The sequence below is a fragment of the Nonomuraea thailandensis genome (genome assembly GCF_024172165.1).
In the GTDB taxonomy this organism is placed as follows: Bacteria; Actinomycetota; Actinomycetes; order Streptosporangiales; family Streptosporangiaceae; genus Nonomuraea; species Nonomuraea thailandensis.
In genome coordinates, this window is sequence record NZ_JAMZEB010000002.1 from 698,292 (window position 1) to 716,805 (window position 18,514).

At 71.2% G+C, this 18,514-nt stretch carries 12 protein-coding genes; 5 read left to right on the plus strand and 7 right to left on the minus strand.

Translation table 11 applies throughout. The features are described 5' to 3' along the window. Positions 1 to 4: 4 nt before the first annotated feature. Positions 5 to 3,136 (plus strand): AAA family ATPase, encoded by a 3,132-nt coding sequence (locus HD597_RS07325; protein ID WP_253740971.1) that lies wholly within the window; start codon positions 5 to 7, stop codon positions 3,134 to 3,136. A gap of 61 nt (positions 3,137 to 3,197) precedes the next feature. On the opposite strand, the gene HD597_RS07330 is transcribed toward HD597_RS07325, so the two are convergent. Next, complete coding sequence (locus tag HD597_RS07330) at positions 3,198 to 4,370, minus strand: TerC family protein (RefSeq protein ID WP_253740972.1); 1,173 nt, start codon at positions 4,368 to 4,370, stop codon at positions 3,198 to 3,200. A 108-nt stretch (positions 4,371 to 4,478) separates the two neighbouring features. On the opposite strand from HD597_RS07330, the gene HD597_RS07335 reads away from it, so the two are divergent. The 3 genes from HD597_RS07335 (at position 4,479) to glnII (ending at position 7,205) form a co-directional block, all read left to right on the plus strand. After that, positions 4,479 to 5,570 (plus strand): NAD(P)/FAD-dependent oxidoreductase, encoded by a 1,092-nt coding sequence (locus HD597_RS07335; protein WP_253740973.1) that lies wholly within the window; start codon positions 4,479 to 4,481, stop codon positions 5,568 to 5,570. A gap of 31 nt (positions 5,571 to 5,601) precedes the next feature. Further along, positions 5,602 to 6,072 (plus strand): hypothetical protein, encoded by a 471-nt coding sequence (locus HD597_RS07340; protein WP_253740974.1) that lies wholly within the window; start codon positions 5,602 to 5,604, stop codon positions 6,070 to 6,072. 113 nt (positions 6,073 to 6,185) lie between these two features. Then, positions 6,186 to 7,205 (plus strand): glutamine synthetase, encoded by a 1,020-nt coding sequence (glnII, locus tag HD597_RS65730; RefSeq protein ID WP_253740975.1) that lies wholly within the window; start codon positions 6,186 to 6,188, stop codon positions 7,203 to 7,205. A 49-nt stretch (positions 7,206 to 7,254) separates the two neighbouring features. On the opposite strand, the gene HD597_RS07350 is transcribed toward glnII, so the two are convergent. From HD597_RS07350 to HD597_RS07370, 5 genes are all read right to left on the minus strand, one after another. After that, positions 7,255 to 8,793, minus strand: coding sequence for an aldehyde dehydrogenase family protein (locus HD597_RS07350; protein WP_253740976.1), 1,539 nt, complete (start codon positions 8,791 to 8,793; stop codon positions 7,255 to 7,257). Between the two features lie 32 nt (positions 8,794 to 8,825). Further along, positions 8,826 to 9,695: a UTP--glucose-1-phosphate uridylyltransferase gene (locus tag HD597_RS07355; protein WP_253740977.1), complete on the minus strand. Its 870-nt coding sequence runs from the start codon at positions 9,693 to 9,695 to the stop codon at positions 8,826 to 8,828. A 41-nt stretch (positions 9,696 to 9,736) separates the two neighbouring features. Further along, complete coding sequence (locus tag HD597_RS07360) at positions 9,737 to 10,633, minus strand: aminoglycoside phosphotransferase family protein (protein ID WP_253740978.1); 897 nt, start codon at positions 10,631 to 10,633, stop codon at positions 9,737 to 9,739. Positions 10,634 to 10,713: 80 nt separating this feature from the next. Beyond that, entirely contained in the window at positions 10,714 to 10,986 is a 273-nt protein-coding gene (locus tag HD597_RS07365; protein ID WP_253740979.1) for a dsRBD fold-containing protein, read from the minus strand. Between the two features lie 40 nt (positions 10,987 to 11,026). Beyond that, complete coding sequence (locus tag HD597_RS07370) at positions 11,027 to 11,182, minus strand: hypothetical protein (protein WP_253740980.1); 156 nt, start codon at positions 11,180 to 11,182, stop codon at positions 11,027 to 11,029. 530 nt (positions 11,183 to 11,712) lie between these two features. On the opposite strand from HD597_RS07370, the gene HD597_RS07375 reads away from it, so the two are divergent. Then, positions 11,713 to 17,793, plus strand: coding sequence for an RHS repeat domain-containing protein (locus tag HD597_RS07375; protein WP_253740981.1), 6,081 nt, complete (start codon positions 11,713 to 11,715; stop codon positions 17,791 to 17,793). Between the two features lie 128 nt (positions 17,794 to 17,921). Here the strand turns inward: HD597_RS07375 and HD597_RS07380 are convergent, their stop codons facing one another. Further along, positions 17,922 to 18,467, minus strand: coding sequence for a cupin domain-containing protein (locus HD597_RS07380; protein ID WP_253740982.1), 546 nt, complete (start codon positions 18,465 to 18,467; stop codon positions 17,922 to 17,924). Positions 18,468 to 18,514 lie beyond the last annotated feature (47 nt).

Below are 18,514 nucleotides of genomic sequence, written 5' to 3' on the forward strand. Positions count from 1 at the left end.
GTCATTGACCACCACGATTCACCATGAAGGGCTGCGCGCCCCCGGCAGCGGGCCCAACGATCCCGAATCCGTGACCAGGAAGAAAATGCAGTTCTGGGACCGGAGCAAGTTTCTCATCGCTCTCGTGCTGGCCTATCTCGTCCTCACCTGGAAGGTGATGGCGGACCACGAGGGCATCATGAGTTTCCCCGAGGGCGCGCGGCAGATCGCGATGGAGTACCAGTGGATCTTCTGGCTCCTCGGCGTGGAGATCACCAGGCAGCTTCACTTCTTCGTCAGCGAGCACTGGTCGGGCTACCACCGCTTCTGGAGCCAGAAGGTCTTCGGCGGGTTCGAGCGCTGGACGCACCGCCGCTTCGACGACTGGACCCGCTTCCGCCTCGCCCGCGCGCTGAAGATCCTCTTCTTCGTCACGCTGATCGCCCTGGTGCTGGGGGCGGTGCTGGACGTCAGCCCGTTCACCGCGCTGCTCCAGGCGCCGGCGCTGATCTGGCAGGCGCTGCCGTTCTTCCTCCAGATCGTCTTCCTGTTCTTCTTCGTCATCATCCAGTTCGTGGGCCTGTTCTGGTTCCTGTCCAGGGGCGGCGTCGAGACGTACTTCCCCGATGACATCAAGACCCGCTTCGACGACGTGTGGGGACAGGACCACGTGGTCGAGCGCGTCCAGGAGAACATCGTCTTCCTGGAGCGGCCCGACGAGATCGAGAGGCGCGGCGGTTACGTCCCCAGCGGCCTGCTGCTGTGGGGCCCGCCGGGCACCGGCAAGACCCTGATGGCCGAGGCCGTGGCCGGCGAGACCGGCAAGCCGTACGTGTTCGTGGATCCGGGCGCGTTCACGAACATGTTCATGGGCATCGGCATCCTCAAGGTCAAGTCGCTGTTCAGGAAGCTGCGCAAGCTGGCACTCCGGTACGGCGGCGTGATCGTCTTCTTCGACGAGGCCGACTCGCTCGGCAAGCGCGGCAGGCTGGCCCAGCAGGGCCCGCCCGGGCAGGGCGGCGGCTTCGCCGGGCACTCGTCGGGCTTCGACGGCTGCCACGGCATGAGCTACATGTCCGAGGCCACCCGCCAGATGCTCACCTTCCGGGCGGGAAGGCAGGAGGAGCCGGGCGGGCGCAACCGCTTCATGATGGGCGGCGGCATGATGAACAGCGGCGACCCCGGCACGCTGCAGGCGCTGCTCACCGAGCTGTCCGGGCTCAAGAAGCCGCGCGGGTTCTTCAACCGGCTGGTGCGCCGGCTGCTCGGCATGCGGCCCAAGCCGCCGCCGAAGTACCGCATCCTCGTCATGATGGCCACCAACCGGCCCGACGCGCTGGACGAGGCGCTGCTGCGGCCGGGCCGCATCGACCGCATCTACAAGGTCGGCTACCCGTCCAAGGCCGGGCGGGTGCGCACCTACCAGGGCTACTTCGACAAGGTCTCGCACGAGCTCACCCACGAGCAGGTCGACAAGCTGGCCACGATCACCCCGTACGCCACGGGCGCCACGATCAAGGACCTGGTCAACGAGTCGCTCATCACCGCCATCAGGGACGGCCGCGAGGTCATCACCTGGTCGGACGTGCTGCGCGCCAAGCGGCTCAAGCAGCTCGGCCCGCCCGAGGACGTCGAGTACATCGAGCGCGAACGGCACGCCGTGGCCGTGCACGAGGCCTGCCACGCCGTCGTCGCGTACGTCACCCGCTTCCACCTCGAGATCGACATCGCCACCATCGAGAAGGGCGCCGACTACCTGGGCATGGTCGCCTCGATCAAGCCCGAGGACCAGTTCACCCGGTGGAAGTCCGAGCACGAGGCCGACATCATGGTCTCCCTGGCCTCGCTGGCGGGCGAGCGCATGTTCTTCGGCGAGGACAACTCCTCGGGCGTCTCCGGCGACCTGTACTCCGCCACGTACCTGACGGCGATGATGGAGTCGTACTGGGGGATGGGCTCGGGCGTCACGTCGCTGCCCGCCCTCCAGGAGCTGGAGATCATGGGCGGCAAGGCCGTGCGCAAGACGCCCGGCGGCGGCGCCATCGGCATCACCGACAGGGAGCCGACCAGGAACCAGCCCGACATGACGCCCGACGTGCTGGGCGAGCGCATCGAGTTCAACCTGGTGCGGCTGCTGGAGAAGACCGAGGAGCTGCTGCAGGAGCACCGCAGGGAGGTGCTCTGCCTGGCGCACGCGCTGGAGACGCACAAGACGCTCAACGGCGACGACGTGGTCGCCATCATCCGCAGGGAGCGGGGGCCGCTGCTCGACGGCGGCATCTACGCCTCCGACGAGCTCTACCAGGAGCTGGAGGAGTACCACCGGGACGCGGTCAGGGCGCACAAGGAGCACAGCCGGATCGATCGCGAGCTGCCCGGGCACCAGGAGCCGGTCGAGGCCGTGCCGGCGGCCTTCGGCGGTGCTCCAGCCGCCATGGTCGTGCACCCGGCGCCACCCGGTGCGGCTCCGCTGCTCCAGGCGCCCCCGCCCGGTTCACCGCCCGTGATGCAGGCGCCCCCGCCCGGTCCGCCGGTGGTGGTCCAGGCGTCCGCGCCGCCTCCCGCGGGCCCGTCCCTGCCCATGGCGCCGCCCGTCGGCCCGCCCCTGCCGCTCGTGCCGCCACCTGCTGACGCTCCGGGTCCGGTCGCCGCTCCGGGGCCGGCCGCCGAGCAGCCGTCCGATCGGCCGGAGTTCGTGCCCTGGGCCGGCAGCGCCCAGCCGCCGGCGCCGGCGGAGGCGGCGGTGCCCGTCGTCGTGGGCGCCCCGGCCGCCGCGCCACCCGCCCCTCGGCGTGCCGTGGGCCGGGTCTGGCTGGTCATCGCCAGCCTGCTCGGGCTCGTGGTGCTGTCGATCATCGCGGCGCTCGCGGTGACGGGCACGCTGGCGGGAGGCGGCGGCAACGGCTCCGGCTCCGCGGCGTCCGGCGTGGCCTCGCCAGGGCTGTTGCTCCTGCTGTTCGTCGTGGTCGTGGCGGGCATCGTGGGCGCGGGGCTGGCGTTCGTCGCGATCAAGGGCATCCGCGCGGCGCAGGCCAAGGCGGAGCGGGAACGCGACCAGGCCCACGCCCGCGCCCAGCTCCTGGCCGCGGCGATGGACCCGGACACGGCCATGCGGCTGCTCGGCTACGACGGCAACGGCACCGACCGCCGTACCTGACCTGCGGGCCGCGTGCGGGCCGGGGCGTTCCAGCGAGCGCCCCGGCCCGCTCGTGCCCGCCTCACCGGCGCTCGTGCTCCTCGTGGGCGCGGCGCAGCAGCGCCATCAGTCTTTCCTCGTCGCGGATCTGCTTCCTGAACTTCTCCGGCAGCCGCCCGAGCTGCTCCTCCTCGGCCAGCAGCTTGGCGAAGAGCTGCTCGCGCTGCTCGGGGTCGTGCTCGACGTCGAGGTACTCCTGGGCGTGCCGGCGCACCCTCGACACCGTGTTCTGCGCCCGGCCCCTGGCACTGGCCAGCGAGGCCACCACCGTGATCGCCAGCACGCCGATGATCACCGTCAGGGACAGGCCCGTGCTGATCTCCACCACCGGCACCGGCTCGCCGTCGTTGATGAACGGCACGTTGTTCTCGTGCAGCGCGTGCAGGATCAGCTTCACGCCGATGAAGGCCAGGATGAAGGCCAGGCCGTAGGAGAGGTAGATCAGCCGGTCCAGCAGCCCGTCGATGAGGAAGTAGAGCTGCCGCAGGCCCATCAGGGAGAACGCGGTGGCGGTGAAGACGAGGTAGACGTTCTGGGTGAGGCCGAAGATGGCCGGGATGGAGTCCAGCGCGAACAGGATGTCGGTCCCGCCGATGGCGATCATGACGAGCAGCATCGGCGTCATGACCCGCCTGCCGTCCTGCACGGTGAAGAGCTTGTCGCCGTCATAGGTGTCACTGGTACGCAGCAGCCGCCGGGCCACGCGCACCATGAGGTTGTCGGGGGAGTGGCTCTCCTCGCCCTCCGGCTTGAGCAGGTTGCCCGCCGTGAGCAGCAGAATGAGCCCGAACAGGTAGAACACCCAGGCGAACATGTTGATCAGCGCGGCCCCGACCAGGATGAACCCGCTCCTGGCCAGCAGCGAGAAGACGATGCCGAACAGCAGCGCCTTCTGCTGGTCGGCGCGCGGCACCTTGAAGCTCGACATGATGACGAGGAAGACGAACAGGTTGTCGACCGACAGCGCCTTCTCGGTCACGTAACCGGCGAAGTACTCCGCCCCCGGGTCCGAGCCGCCGAAGAACCAGACACCGGCGCCGAACAGCAGGGCGATGCCGACGTACAGGGCCGACCAGATCGACGCCTCGCGCAGCGTGGGCACGTGCGACTTGCGTACGTGGAAGAAGAAGTCGAACAACAGCAGCCCGACGATCCCCAGGATCGTCAGCCACCACACCGCGGCGGAAACGTGCACCAAGGCTCCCTGTGCCGGCCGTCGTGGGGGAGGCGACTGCGAACGCGTGTCGTCGCAGGTGGTACCCGGTGGGCCGGAGCCCATGCGCCGTACGGTAGGAAGGAGATCATGCATGTGATCGTCATCGGCGGCGGCATCGCGGGTGCGAGCGCCGCCTTCGCACTGGCCCGCAGGGGCGCGGCCGTCACGGTGGTCGACTCGGGCGAGGCCGGGCAGGCCACGGCGGCCAGCGCCGGCATCATCGCCCCGTGGGCCTCCTCCGTGCAGGGGCCCTTCTACGACCTGTACGCGGCCGGCGCCGCCTACTACCCCGAGGTCATCGGGCTGCTGGCCGAGGCGGGCGTGGAGCGTACCGACTACCGCCGCAACGGCGAGCTGCTCGTGCACGAGGACCCGGCGCGGCTGGACGAGGCGCACGCCCTCGTCCAGGCGCGCGCCCGCGAGGCCGGCGGGATCGTCGGCGAGGTGCGGCGCATAGGCAACGACGAGGTGCGCGCCCTGTTCCCGGTGCTGGCCGGCAACCTGGAGGGCGTGTTCGTCTCCGGCGGCGGCCGGGTGGACGGGCGCACCATGTGCGACGCGCTGCTCCAGGGCGCGGTGCACCACGGCGCCCGTCAGGTGCGCGGGCGGGCCAGGCTGCGCCCGCAGGGATCGCCCGCGGTGGAGGTGGGCTCCGGCGTGCTGGAGGCCGACGCCGTGCTGGTGGCCTCCGGCGCCTGGGCCAACGAGCTGCTGGCGCCACGCGGCCTGCGCCTGGCGGTCGAGCCGCAGCGCGGCCAGATCTCCCACCTGCGCCTCGACGGCGTCGACACCAGCGGCTGGCCGTCGGTGCACCCGCTGTCGCACCACTACATGGTGGCCTTCGACGACTCGCGGGTGGCGGTGGGGGCGACCAGGGAGACGGGCAGCGGGTTCGACGCTCGGGTGACGGCTCGCGGGCAGTGGCAGGTGCTGTCCGACGCGTTGCGGATCGCGCCCGGGCTGGCCGACGCGACGCTCATCGAGACGCGGGTCGGGCTGCGGCCGCTGCCGTCGGGGCAGGTGCCGATCGCCGGGCCGCTGCCGGGCGAGGACGGGCTGCACGTGGTGACGGGGTTCGGCGCGGCGGGGCTGACGATGGCGCCGTTCACGGGCGACGCGCTGGCCCGCTCGATCCTGGACGGGACGACGGTGCCCGAGCTGACCCCCTTCCTGCCTTGAACCGGGCACGCCCGTCCCCCGTCTTACGGGTGTGCTCAGACTCAGCCTCCTCCTGCTCGCCTCCCTGACCGCCTGCTCGTCCGGTGAGAGACCATGCACGCTGATGGGCAGCCTGGAAGGCGTGCACGTCAACGTCGACCAGGCCGTCTCGGCCCGGGCCGAGCGCCTGGCGATGGAGGTCTGCTGGGACGGCACGTGCCGGCGGTCGAGCGGCGAGCTGATGCCGGCCACGCGGCCGGGCGAGCAGACCTGCTCCGGGGACACCTGCTCGGTGACGGCCGTCCGCACGGGCGGCAAGTTCGGGTTCGGCACGATCAGCGGGCTGCCGAAGCGGCCGGTCGAGGTGCGGCTGACGCTCGGCGACGGCGGCCCGGAGCCGGTGCTGACCCGTACGATCAGGGTGACGCCCAAGGCCACCTTCCCCAACGGGCCCGACTGTGGCGAGGGCGCCCCCCAGGTGACGCTCACCGTGGCGGCCGACGGCACTGTGAGGGAGGGGTGACCTCACGAGAGGTAAAGCTTCCCGATTAACACGGCGTTCACATTCGGGCAAAAACCGGGAAACGGCCGTCCATAAGACTCGGCGTGGCTGAGAGAAACCCCGAAAGGACCGCCGTGAGCTACAAGGCTGAGTACATCTGGATCGACGGCACCGAGCCCACCGCTCTGCTGCGCTCGAAGACGAAGATCCTTGCCGACGGAGCCGAGCCTCCGGTCTGGGGCTTCGACGGTTCCAGCACCAACCAGGCCGAGGGTCACTCGTCGGACCGCGTGCTCCGCCCCGTGTTCGTCTGCCCCGACCCGATCCGCGGCGGCGACAACAAGCTCGTCCTGTGCGAGGTCGAGGAGATCAACGGCGACGCGCACGTCAGCAACACCCGTGCCCTGCTGCGCCCGATCGCCGAGCAGTACGCCGCGCAGGAGTCCTGGTTCGGCATCGAGCAGGAGTACACCTTCTTCAAGGGCAGCCGCCCGCTCGGCTTCCCCGAGGGCGGCTTCCCCGCCCCGCAGGGCCACTACTACTGCGGTGTCGGCGCCGAGGCCGTGTTCGGCCGCGAGATCGTCGAGCTGCACCTCGACCGCTGCCTCGCCGCCGGTCTGGCGATCTCCGGCATCAACGCCGAGGTCATGCCCGGCCAGTGGGAGTTCCAGGTCGGCCCGGCGGGCCCGCTCGAGGTCGCCGACCACCTGTGGGTCGCCCGCTACCTGCTCTACCGGACCGCCGAGGAGTACGGCGTGGAGGCCACCCTCGACGCCAAGCCCGCCCGCGGCGACTGGAACGGCGCCGGCGCGCACACCAACTTCTCCACCAAGGCCATGCGCGAGGGCTACGAGGCCATCATCACCGCCTGCGAGGCGCTCGGTGAGGGCGACAAGCCGATGGAGCACGTCTCCCAGTACGGCGCCGACATCGAGAGCCGCCTGACCGGCGCCCACGAGACCGCCCCGTGGAACAAGTACAGCTACGGCGTGTCCGACCGCGGCGCCTCCGTGCGCATCCCGTGGCAGGTCGAGGTGGACAAGAAGGGTTACATCGAGGACCGCCGCCCGAACGCCAACGTCGACCCGTACGTGGTCGCCCGCCTGCTGGTGAACACCTGCTGCGCGGCGCTGGAGAAGGCCGGCCAGGTCTGATCGTCCGCAACGGGAGCGGGGCCCTTCGCGAAGAAGGGCCCCGCTTCTGTCATGCCAGGCGGAAGTCCAGGTCGGGAACGATGTCCGCCACGTCCATCTGCGCCTTCTGCAGGCGCCCCGAGTGGTCCCAGTTCATCGCCTGCCAGCGGGTGAACTGGTCAAGCACCCACATGCCCGACTGGCGGCTGCCGTTGCCCGACTTGCCGTTGCCGCCGAACGGCAGGTGCGCCTCGGCGCCCGAGGTGGAGTTGTTGACGCTGACCATGCCCGCCAAGACGCCCTCCCTGAAGCGGAAGGCGTGCTGCGGGTCCGTGGTGTAGATGGAGCTCGACAGGCCGTAACCGGGCAGGTTGGCCAGGTCGAGCGCCTCCTCCATGGTGGAGAACGCGGTCACGCCCACGATCGGGCCGAACGTCTCCTCCATGAACAGCCGGTCGCCCGGCCGCACGCCGTCCACCACGACCGGGTGGTAGTAGAGCCCGTCGCCGCCGTCGAAGTCGCCGCGCGGGTTGTCCGCGGTGATCCGGCCGGTCGGGCCGGTGACCACCCGGTGGTGCGGCTCGATCCAGGTCAGGTACTCCTCGTACCGGTCGGCGAACTTGCCGTCCAGCAGCGGCCCCGCCAGCACGTCCTGGCCCGGGTCGCCGATCCTGGCCGCGCCGACCGCCCGCGCGAACCGCTCCACGAACGCGTCGTGCACGCTCTCGTGCACGATCACCGTGCCCAGGCTGGTGCAGCGCTGGCCGGCGGTGCCGAAGCCGGAGAACAGCGCCCCCTCGACGGCCAGGTCGAGATCGGCGTCCGGCATGATCACCATCGGGTTCTTGCCGCCCAGCTCCAGGCAGGCCGACTGCAGGTGGCGGCCCGTCAGCTCGCCGATCTTCCTGCCCACCTCGCTGGAGCCGGTGAAGCCCACCTTGTGCACCGTGCCCTCGCCGAGCGCCCGCTCCAGGCCGCCGAAGGTGTCGGCGCCGCCGGCGAAGACGATGTTCAGCACGCCGTCGGGCAGGCCCGCCGCCGTGAACAGCCGGAACAGGGCGTGCGCGGAGGCGGCGGCGTACTCGGCGGGCTTCCACACCACGGCGTTGCCGCACAGCAGCGCCGGGACGAGATACCACGACGGGACGGCCACCGGGAAGTTGCCCGCCGTCACCACCGCCGCCACGCCGATCGGATTCCTGAACGTGAACAGGTTCTTGGCCGGCATCTCCGACGGGACCGTCTGCCCGTACAGCCTGCGGCCCTCGCCCAGGAAGAAGTCGCAGGTGTCCACGATCTCCCTGACCTCGCCCAGCGCCTCGGCGTACGGCTTGCCGATCTCCTCGGTCACCAGCCTGGCCAGCCGCTCGGTGTTGGCCTCCACCAGCCGCCCGATCGAGGCGATCACCCGGCCGCGCACCGGCGCGGGCACCTTCGCCCACTCGCGCTGCGCCTCCCTGGCGGTGCGGCAGGCCGCCGCGAACGTCTCCGCGTCCGCCAGGCCCACCCGCGCCACGACCTCGCCCGTGCGGGCGGGATTGATCGACTCGTACGTGCTCACGGCCGCCACGTCCTTGCCGCCCACGATGGAAACGATTTGTCGGCTCACCGGTGCCCTCCTCGTAAGTTCTGTCGTAGACGCTAGCTGTCGCGCGCCAGTTTGCGCAGCTCCGGCCCGTGGACCGGATCGGCCAGCGCCGCGGCGAACTGTGCCCGCAGGTAGTTGAGCGGCGAGCCGGTGTCCCACCAGGTGCCGTCGATGACCTGCCCGTACACCGGGTTGGCCGCGGCGTGGCGGTGCAGGGCGTCGGTGAGGTAGATCTCGCCCTCGGGGCGCTCGTGCCAGCGGCGCGTGGCGGCCTCCAGCTCGGCCACCACCCCGGGCGTGACGACGTAACCGCCGATGGCGGCGTAGCGGGAGGGCGCCTCCTCCGGGCGCGGCTTCTCCACCAGCCCCGAGATGCGCAGGCGGCCGCCGCCGAGGTCCTCCTCGACGATCGGTACGCCGTAGCGGGCGGCGTCCTCGACCGCCATCGGCATCAGGGCCAGCACCGGCGCGCCCGTGGCGTCGTAGGCCGACTTGAGCTGCCTGGCGCGCGGCACCTCGGCCACGAACACGTCGTCGGCCCACAACACCATGAACGGCTCGTCGCCGATGACCCGCGCGGCGTTCAGCACCGGCGTGCCGTTGCCGTACGGGCCGCGCTGGTACAGGTACGTGATGTGGGCCAGCGACGACAGCTCGGCCACCGCGTCGGCCAGGTCGTCCTTGCCGGCCGTGCGCAGCTCCCGCTCCAGGTCGCAGTCCGGGGCGAAGTGCCGCTGGACGAGGTCCTTGCGGGCCGAGGTGACGATGGTGATCTCGTCGATGCCGGAGTCCACGAGCTCGCGGATGGTGTGCTCGATGACCGGCTTGTCGCCGATCGGCAGCATCTCCTTGGGCAGCGCCTTCGTCAGGGGCAGCAGCCGGGTGCCCAGCCCGGCCACCGGGATCACGGCCTTGCGGATCATTCGGGGTCTCTCCTTGTGCGGTCGGCGCGACGGGAGGGACGTTACCCCAGGGGGCGGTCCTCGATCCTGTCGGCCAGCACCTGGCCGATCACGTACCTGGCGTTGGCCGCGATCCCCGGGTTGGTGTGCAGGTAGTAGGGGAGCTGGATGAGCGCCATCGACAGCGCCCAGCCCCTGCCGCGCGCCCACGTCGCGTCGTCGGGGCCGAGCGCGGCGCGGAAGACCTCGCGGGAGGCGGGGGTGAGCAGGTTCCAGGCCGGGATGAGGTCGACGGCGGGATCGCCCACGCCCATGGTCGCGAAGTCGATCACCCCCGTGAGCCGCCCGCCCCGGACCAGGAGGTTGCCGGGCATCAGGTCGGAGTGCACCCACACGGGCCGTCCCGCCCACTCGGGCGCGCCGGCGGCCGCCTCCCACGCCTCGGTGGCCGCCCCGGTGTCGATCAGCCCCTCCAGCTCGCCGATCGCGCGCCTGGTCCCCGCGTCCACCCTGGCCAGCGGCCCCGCCCGGTACGCCGCCGGCCCGTCCGGCAGGTCGATGCGGCGGAACGCCTCGACGAACCCGGCCAGGTCCTCGGCCAGCAGCCCGTCCTCGTGACCCTCGCGCGGGTTCTCGCCGTCGATCCAGCGGCTGACCGACCACGGCCAGGGGAACTCGGCGGACGGCGCGCCCCTGCCGAGCACGTCGGGGATGGCGACGGGCAGCAGCGGGGCCAGCCGCGGCAGCCAGCGGTGCTCCTTGTCGATGTCGCCGACGCCGTTCTCGATGCGCGGCAGGCGTACGGACAGGTGGTGGCCCAGCCGGTAGACCGCGTTGACCGTCCCTGAGGAGGGGAACGGCTCGGCGGGCAGATCCGCCCATTGCGGGAACTGCGCGGCCAGCAGGCGGCGTACCAGAGCAACGTCGATGTCCGCCTCGTCGGCGTGCATTCTCCCCATGAAGGATCAATGGTAAGGCCGGCCACCCGGCGCCGCGGCCCCGGCGGCGGCCGCGAACGGCCCAGGCCCGGGATCCGCGTTCACCACGAGCGGGTGGGAGGCGGAGCGTCCGCGGCGGATTCCGAGATGTCGTGGTTGGCGATGACCGCCAGGCGTTGCGCCAGGTCGGCCAGCGCGCGCGAGGCGGCCAGCTCGTCCCCGATCACCGGCTTCGACGGGTCGGCCGGGTTGCGGCGCGCCTTCCCGGTCCCGGTCACGTGCTCGCCTTTCGCGGTGGTCAGCGTCGCCTGCGCCGAGGTGTCGTCACCGGCCTCGGCGAGCGAGATGCGCACGGTCCATTCCTTGGTGTCCATGCCCCGCCCCTTACCGGCAGGCCGGTGGTAAACCTGACGCTCAGCGGGAGGCGGCGGCCAGGATGGCGATGCCGTCCAGGACGTGGCCGGCCACGTGGCCGACCACGTGTTCGGCGCCGTGCTCGTGTTCCGGCCAGGTGCCGTGGCCGACCCAGATGCCCCGCAGCCCCGCCCCCCGCACGAACGCCGCGCCCACGTCGAGCAGCGTCCGGTGGAGGTCGAACAGCGCCGGCCGGGCGCGGGGCCGGCCGGATGGGTGAGGGTCACGTTCAATCCTCGTTCGGGAAGGCCACGTCGGGCGGAAAGTTTCAGGGATGCCCTCTTCTCTGAAGAACATTTGAGCAGAAAGAGCAAAAGTCTGGACCAACAGCGGCCCGGAGGTGACGATTCGATCATCGGCGGTGATCGTGTCACGAAGCCAGGGAAGGGCTGGCCGGACCCGCCGAGATCGTCTCCTCGAGCAGCGAGGCCCGCCGGGCTCTCGCGTCTGCCGCGGCTGGCTGAGCACCGCACAGCTCGCTCAGCCGGTCTCCCCGTTACCCCCGGAGGAGCTCAATGGATCAGCCGAGTGAGTTAGACCTGCCTGACTCCCGATGGAACGGCCTGCAACCACCCCCTCAAGAGCCGGATCGCCCGGACCTGTCGTGGAATCGTTTCGCGACACAGGAAGCAAAGCCCGAATCGCGCTGGCCTCGCAGGCTGGCCCCCGTTCTCGCGATCGTTCTGATGGTGGAGATGGCGTACGCCATGCCCGCCTACGCGGCCCCGCGCACGGCGCCGGGCGTGCAGAAGGAGACGCCGGTGACGGGCGAGAAGGTGCCCGTCAAGCCGCCGCTGCCGGACCCCGTCGCCAAGCAGGCGTGGAAGGCCGCGCCCGCCGTCACCTGGCCCAAGCCGCAGAAGGCCGAGCTGGGCGGCTCCGTCTCCACCCTGAAGGCCGGCTTCCCGGTGAAGCTGGCCCCGGGGACGGCCGCCAGGACGGCGCAGGCGGCGACCCCGATCAGCGTCGAGCTGCTCGACACCGACCGTCTCGGCCTGGCGATGCGCGTCACGCCGGGGCAGGGCGTGGCGGCCACGGCCGCGGCCAAGCCCGTCAAGTCCCGCCTGGAGGTGGACTACTCCGGCTTCCGCCACGCCTACGGCGGTGACTACGGCTCCCGGCTGCGCCTGGTCAAGCTGGAGGAGTGCGCGCTGACCGGCGCGCCCGGATGCGCCGCGCCGCAGCCAGTCAAGAGCGACAACAACGCCGCGACGGGCACGGTGACCGCCGAGGTCGAGACGGGCGGCCTGTACGCGCTGACCGCCGCCGCCTCCGGCCCGTCGGGCGACCACGCGGCCACCTCCCTGACCGCCTCGTCGGACTGGAGCGTGGGCACCCAGTCGGGCGACTTCACCTGGGGCTACGACCTGCGGACGCCTCCGTCGCTGGGCGGCGAGGAGCCGGGCGTGTCGCTGGGCTACTCCTCGCAGAGCGTGGACGGCCGCACCGCCTCCACCAACAACCAGGCGTCCTGGGCCGGTGAGGGCTTCGAGCTGAACCCGGGCGGCTACATCGAGCGCCGCTACAAGTCCTGCATGATCGACGGCAAGAAGACCGGCGACCTGTGCTGGGACCAGGACAACGCCATCATGTCCATGGGCGACTCCTCGGTCGAGCTCGTCAAGGACGCCACCACGAAGCAGTGGCGGCCCAAGCGGGACGACGGCACCAGGATCGAGGCCCTGACCGGCGCCACGAACGGCGACAACAACGGCGAGTACTGGCGGGTCACCACCCCGGACGGCACCCAGTACACCTTCGGCCTCAACCGCCTGCCCGGCTGGGTGAGCGGCAAGGCCGAGACCAAGTCGGTGCAGACGGTGCCGGTGTTCGGCAACAACAGCGGTGAGCCCTGCTACAACAGCACCCCGGCCAACGCCTGGTGCCAGCAGGCCTACCGGTGGAACCTCGACTCCGAGGTGGACACCCACGGCAACGCCACCACCTACTGGTACGAGCGGGAGACCAACTACTACGGCCGCAACATGAAGCCGGAGCTGGGCACCCAGTACGTGCGCGGCGCGTACCTGGCCCGCATCGACTACGGCTACCTCAAGAGCGAGCTGTTCACCAGGTCGCCGGCCGCCCGGGTGCTGTTCGAGACGGCCGAGCGCTGCCTGCCGAGCGGCACCGTCACCTGCGCGCCCGCCGAGCTGAAGAAGGAGACGGCGAGCCACTGGCCGGACGTCCCCTTCGACCAGATCTGCGACGCGGGAGTGAAGTGCGTCGACCGCCTCGCGCCGACGTTCTTCACCCGCAAGAGGCTCACCAAGGTCACCACCCAGGTGCTCAACGCCTCCGGGCAGTACTACCCGGTGGACTCGTGGGCGCTGACCCACCAGTTCCCCGCCTCGGGTGACGGGATGAGCCCGGCGCTGTGGCTGGCCTCGATCCAGCAGACCGGCCACGTGGGCGGCACGATCACGCTGCCCCCGGTGAAGTTCACCGGCGTGCAGCTGCCCAACCGGGTGGACGCCCTGGAGGGCCGCGCCCCGCTGGTCAAGTGGCGGGTGCAGGCGATCAACAACGAGTCCGGCGGCGAGCTGCGGATCAACTACTCCGCGGCCGACTGCAAGCCGGGCGACGTGCCCGCGGCGGACAAGAACACCAGGCGTTGCTTCCCGCAGCGCTGGGCCCCGCCGAACGAGACCGAGGTCACCGACTGGTTCCACAAGTACCTGGTCACCCAGACCATCGAGGTCGACCGGGTCGCCGGCTCCCCGAACGTGGTCACCGACTACGAGTACCTGGACGGCGCCGCCTGGCGCTACGCCGAGAACATCCTGGTCAAGCCCGAGCACCGCACGTGGTCGGACTTCCGCGGGTTCGGCCGGGTCCGGGTGCGCGAGGGCGACGGCCAGGACACCAAGCGCACGATGACGGAGTTCCGCTACTTCCGCGGCATGCACGGCGACAAGCAGGCCGACGGCTCCAAGCGCGTCGCGCAGGTGGAGGACTCCGAGGGCGTCAAGATGGACGACCTGGACCAGCTCGCCGGGTTCGAGCGGGAGGAGATCCTCTTCGACGGCGACGGCGGCACGCTCCTGACCGCGACCGCCCAGCAGCCGTGGGCGGTCAAGACGGCCGAGTCCACGCAGGGCGGCGTCACCAAGGCCGCGTACGTGGTCCAGCCCAAGTCCATGGTCACCCGCGACTCGATGCCCGGCGGCAAGTGGCGGCGCACCGGGGAGGACCGCGAGTACGACGCCAAGGGACTGCTCCTTCAGGTGGACGAGAAGGGCGACCTGGCCAGCACCGACGACGACGAGTGCATCCGCTACACCTACGCCCGCAACGACACCTCCTGGATGCTCGACTACCCCAGCCGGGTCCAGAAGGTCGCCGCGGGCTGCGGCACCGCGGTGTCCACGCTGGCCGCCGGTGAGGTGCTCTCCGACGAGAAGATCCACTACGACGGCCAGGCTAACGGCCAGCCCCCGACCAAGGGCGACGTGACCGCCGTCCAGGAGGTCGTCTCGGCCGACGGCCAGACGATCAACGGCAGCACCCACACCTACGACGTCTACGGCCGCGAGACCAGCGAGACCGACCCGGTCGGCACCAAGTCCGTGACCGCCTACAGCCCCGCCACCGGCGCCCCGGCGAGGGAGACCACCGAGACGAACCAGCTCGGCCACCTCGAGCGCACCCAGCTCGAACCGGCCTGGGGCGAGCCGGTCACCGAGGTCGACGCCAACAACCGCCGCGTCGACCTGGAGTACGACGCGCTGGGCCGCCTGATCAAGGTCTGGCAGGCCGACCGCAGCAAGGCGGCCGGGCAGTCGCCCAGCACCGAGTACTCCTACACCGTGCGCTCCGACGGGCCCAGCGTCGTCACCACCAAGACGCTGAACGCGGACGGCGGCTACACCGTCAGCCACGAGCTGTACGACGGCCTGATGCGCGAGCGCCAGACCCAGGAGCCGGCGCCCGCGGACGACCAGACGCAGGACCCGGCACTGCGTGACGGCCGCACGATCACCGACACCTTCTACAACTCCCAGGGCGAGGAGTACAAGCAGAACACCGGCTACTTCGCCACGGGCACGCCGTCCACCGCGCTGCTGGCGGTGGCCGACGCCGCCGTGCCGAGCCAGGTCGTGTCGCTGTTCGACGGCGTGGGCGAGAAGAACGCCGAGGTCTTCAAGGTGAAGGGCGCGGAGAAGTACCGCGTCAGCGCCAAGGAGGAGGGCGACAGGATCCACATCACCCCGCCGCCCGGCGGCACCGCGACCACCCGCATCGGTGACGCGCAGGACCGGCTGATCGAGCTGCGCCAGTACAAGGGCGCGACCCCGACCGGCGAGTACGAGTCCACCAAGTACACCTACGACCACGCCGGACGCCTGTCCACGGTGACCGACCCGGCGGGCAACGTCTGGCGTCACCACTACGACTTCCGCGGCCGGGAGATCAGGACCGAGGACCCGGACAAGGGCGTCACGACCACCACGTACAACGACGCCGACGAGGTCGTCACCACGACCGACTCGCGCGGCAAGACCCTGTGGTACGGCTACGACGCGCTGGGCCGCAAGACGCAGCTGCGCGAGGGCTCGGCGACCGGCACCCTGCTGGCCGAGTGGAAGTACGACGCCCTGGCCAAGGGGCACCTCAACGCCAGCATCCGGTACGTGGACGGGCAGGCGTACACGGCCGAGATCAACGCGATCGACGCCGACTACCGCACGCTTCGCCAGACCGTGACCGTCCCGGCGCGGGAGGGCAAGCTGGCGGGCTCCTACCAGCTCAACACCCGCTACACGCTCGACGACCAGGTCCAGTCGATCAGCTTCCCGGCGGGCGGCGGGCTGGCGGAGGAATCGGTCGTCTACAGCTACGACGCGCTCAGCCAGCCGACCAAGGTCACCGGCCTGTCGGCGTACGTCACCGCCACCCGCTACTCCAAGCTCGGCGAGACCCTGCAGTACGAGCTGGGCGACGGCGACAAGAAGACCTGGCTCACCTACACCCACGACGAGGGCACCCGCAGGCTGACCGGCATGCGGCTGGACCGGTCGGGCGCCCCCCGCAGCGACCTGGACCTCGCCTACACCTACGACGCGGCCGGCAACGTCACCAAGATCGCCGACAAGGCGAACCAGGACACGCAGTGCTTCACCCATGACCACCTGCGCCGGCTGACCTCGGCGTGGACGGCCACGGACGACTGCGCGAGCGCCGCCCCGCAGTCCTCGACGATCGGCGGCGTGGCCCCGTACGCGGTCAGCTACGGCTACGACGTCACCGGCAACCGGACCAAGGAGACCAAGCACGCCTTCGGCAGCGGCGGCGAGAGCGTCCGCAGCTTCACCTATCCCACGGCGGGCGGCAAGCAGCCGCACGCGCTGCAGAGTGTCGGGCAGGACCTGTTCGAGTACGACGCGGCGGGCAACACCACCAGGCGCAAGGTCGGCAACTCCGACCAGAGCCTGGTGTGGGACGCCGAGGGCAACCTGGCATCGGTGACCGAGGCCGGCAAGACGACCTCGTTCGTCTACGACGCGGACGGCGACCGCCTGCTCCGCAAGACCACCACCGACGCCACGCTCTACATCGACGACATGGAGCTGCGGCTCGACTACGCCAAGGACGCCGTCGAGCAGACCCGCTACTACACCATCGGCGGCGAGGCCATCGCGGTCCGCACGCCGGACAACCAGGTCTACTTCATGGCCAACGACCACCAGGGCACCGCGCAGGCCATGGTGAACGCCGGCAACGGTGAGCTGGCCGTGCGCAGGCAGACCCCGTTCGGAGAGGACCGCGGGACGGCGCCACCCTGGTGGCCGGGGCAGCGCGGGTTCGTCGGCGGCACCAAGGACGCGACCACCGGCCTCGTCCACCTCGGCGCCCGCGAGTACGACCCGGCCAACGGCCGCTTCCTCTCGGTCGACCCGATCATCGACGAGGAGGATCCGCAGCAGCTCAACGCCTACGCCTACGCCAACAACAGCCCCGTCACCATGAGCGACCCCGACGGTCAGCTGTTCTGGTTCGCCGTCGGCATCGCGGCGAGGATCGCGGCGCGTGCCATCGCCAGGAGGCTGGCGCAGGCCGCGGCGAGGCGTGCGGCGGCGGCCGCGGCCAGGCGTGCGGCGCTCGCCGCCGCCAGGCGCAGGGCCGCCGAGGCGGCCAGGAAGCGCGCTCTGGAGGCGGCCAGGCGCAGGGCCGCCGAGGCCGCCAGGAAGAGGGCGGCCGAGGCGGCGAGGAAGCGCGCCGCTGAAGCCGCGAAGAGGAGGGCGGCACTCGCGGCCAGGAAGAAGGCCGCGCTGGCCAGGCAGCGGGCGGCCGCCGCGGCGGCCAGGCGGCGAGCGGCGGCGGCCCAGCGCAGGGCCGCGGCTGCCAGGCGCCGGGCCGAGGCCGCGCGCAGGGCGGTGACCAGGCGGGCGAGCAGGCCCTCCAAGGCCACGGTCAGGCACCGGCCCGCCGTACGCCCGACCAGCCGCAAGTCGGTCACACGGCAGTCTCCGCCCAAGGCGCAGCGCAACGCGCCGAACCCCAGCCAGAGCCAGTCGCGCGGGCTGAGCGAGGCGCAGAAACGCTCGATCGACGAGCAGTTGGGCAGGACCCGGCCCACCGGGGCGTACACGAGGAGCAGCAGGACCGAGACGGAAGGCATCGCGTGGCAGGGCACCGGACACGGCCCGGCCTCCAAGCCGTACGCGTCGGAGGCTCCGCGTTCGCAGGGCTTCGGGTCGAAGTGGTGGACGCGCGCCTACCGCGTCTGGGAGATCTTCAGGCCGCCGGCGGTGCCGCCGAACTGATGATCCACTGACGCGGCACGACCGCAGTTGACCGAAGCTCCCGGCCGGACGGCGCAGCACGTCCGGTCGGGAGCTTCTTCTGTCAGGCGTGAGAGCCGGCGAATGTCAGGGGTGAAAGCCGGCGAATGTCAGGCGTGAAAGTCGGCGAAGTCGAAGCCCGGCGAGACCAGGCAGCTCACCAGCACCTCCGTGCCGCCCGCCGGCCGGGCCGACTGCCACACGCCGCCCGGCACGACCGCCTGCGGCACCTGGCCGTGCTCGACGTCGGGGCCCAGGACGACCGTCTCGTCCCCGATCGTCAGGTCGAGCGGCCCGCCGCGGTGCCACAGCCAGATCTCCGCCGAGGTGACCATGTGCGGCACGGACTCCTCGCCCGGGTGCAGCAGGAAGTAGATGGCGGTGGCGCTGGGCCGGGGCCCCGGATACCCGTCCGGCGTGAACGTGACGGGCGAGCGGTAGGTCTCCCTGAACCAGCCGCCCTCCGGGTGCGGGAGCAGGTCCAGGGCCTCGGCGATGGGCGGGCGTACGACGAAGGCGACGGGGGCGCCGGTGACGTCCCTGCGCAGGAAGCGGCTGCCGTCCAGGACGAGCTGCCCGTCGAGCGGGCTGGCCAGGGCCGCCGCCTCGTCGGGGACCTCGGTGGACGGGCCGTCCGGGTAGATCCGCAACTCCACAGGCCAAGTTTATGAGGATATTTCGGACAACCACTGTCCCGCCGGGA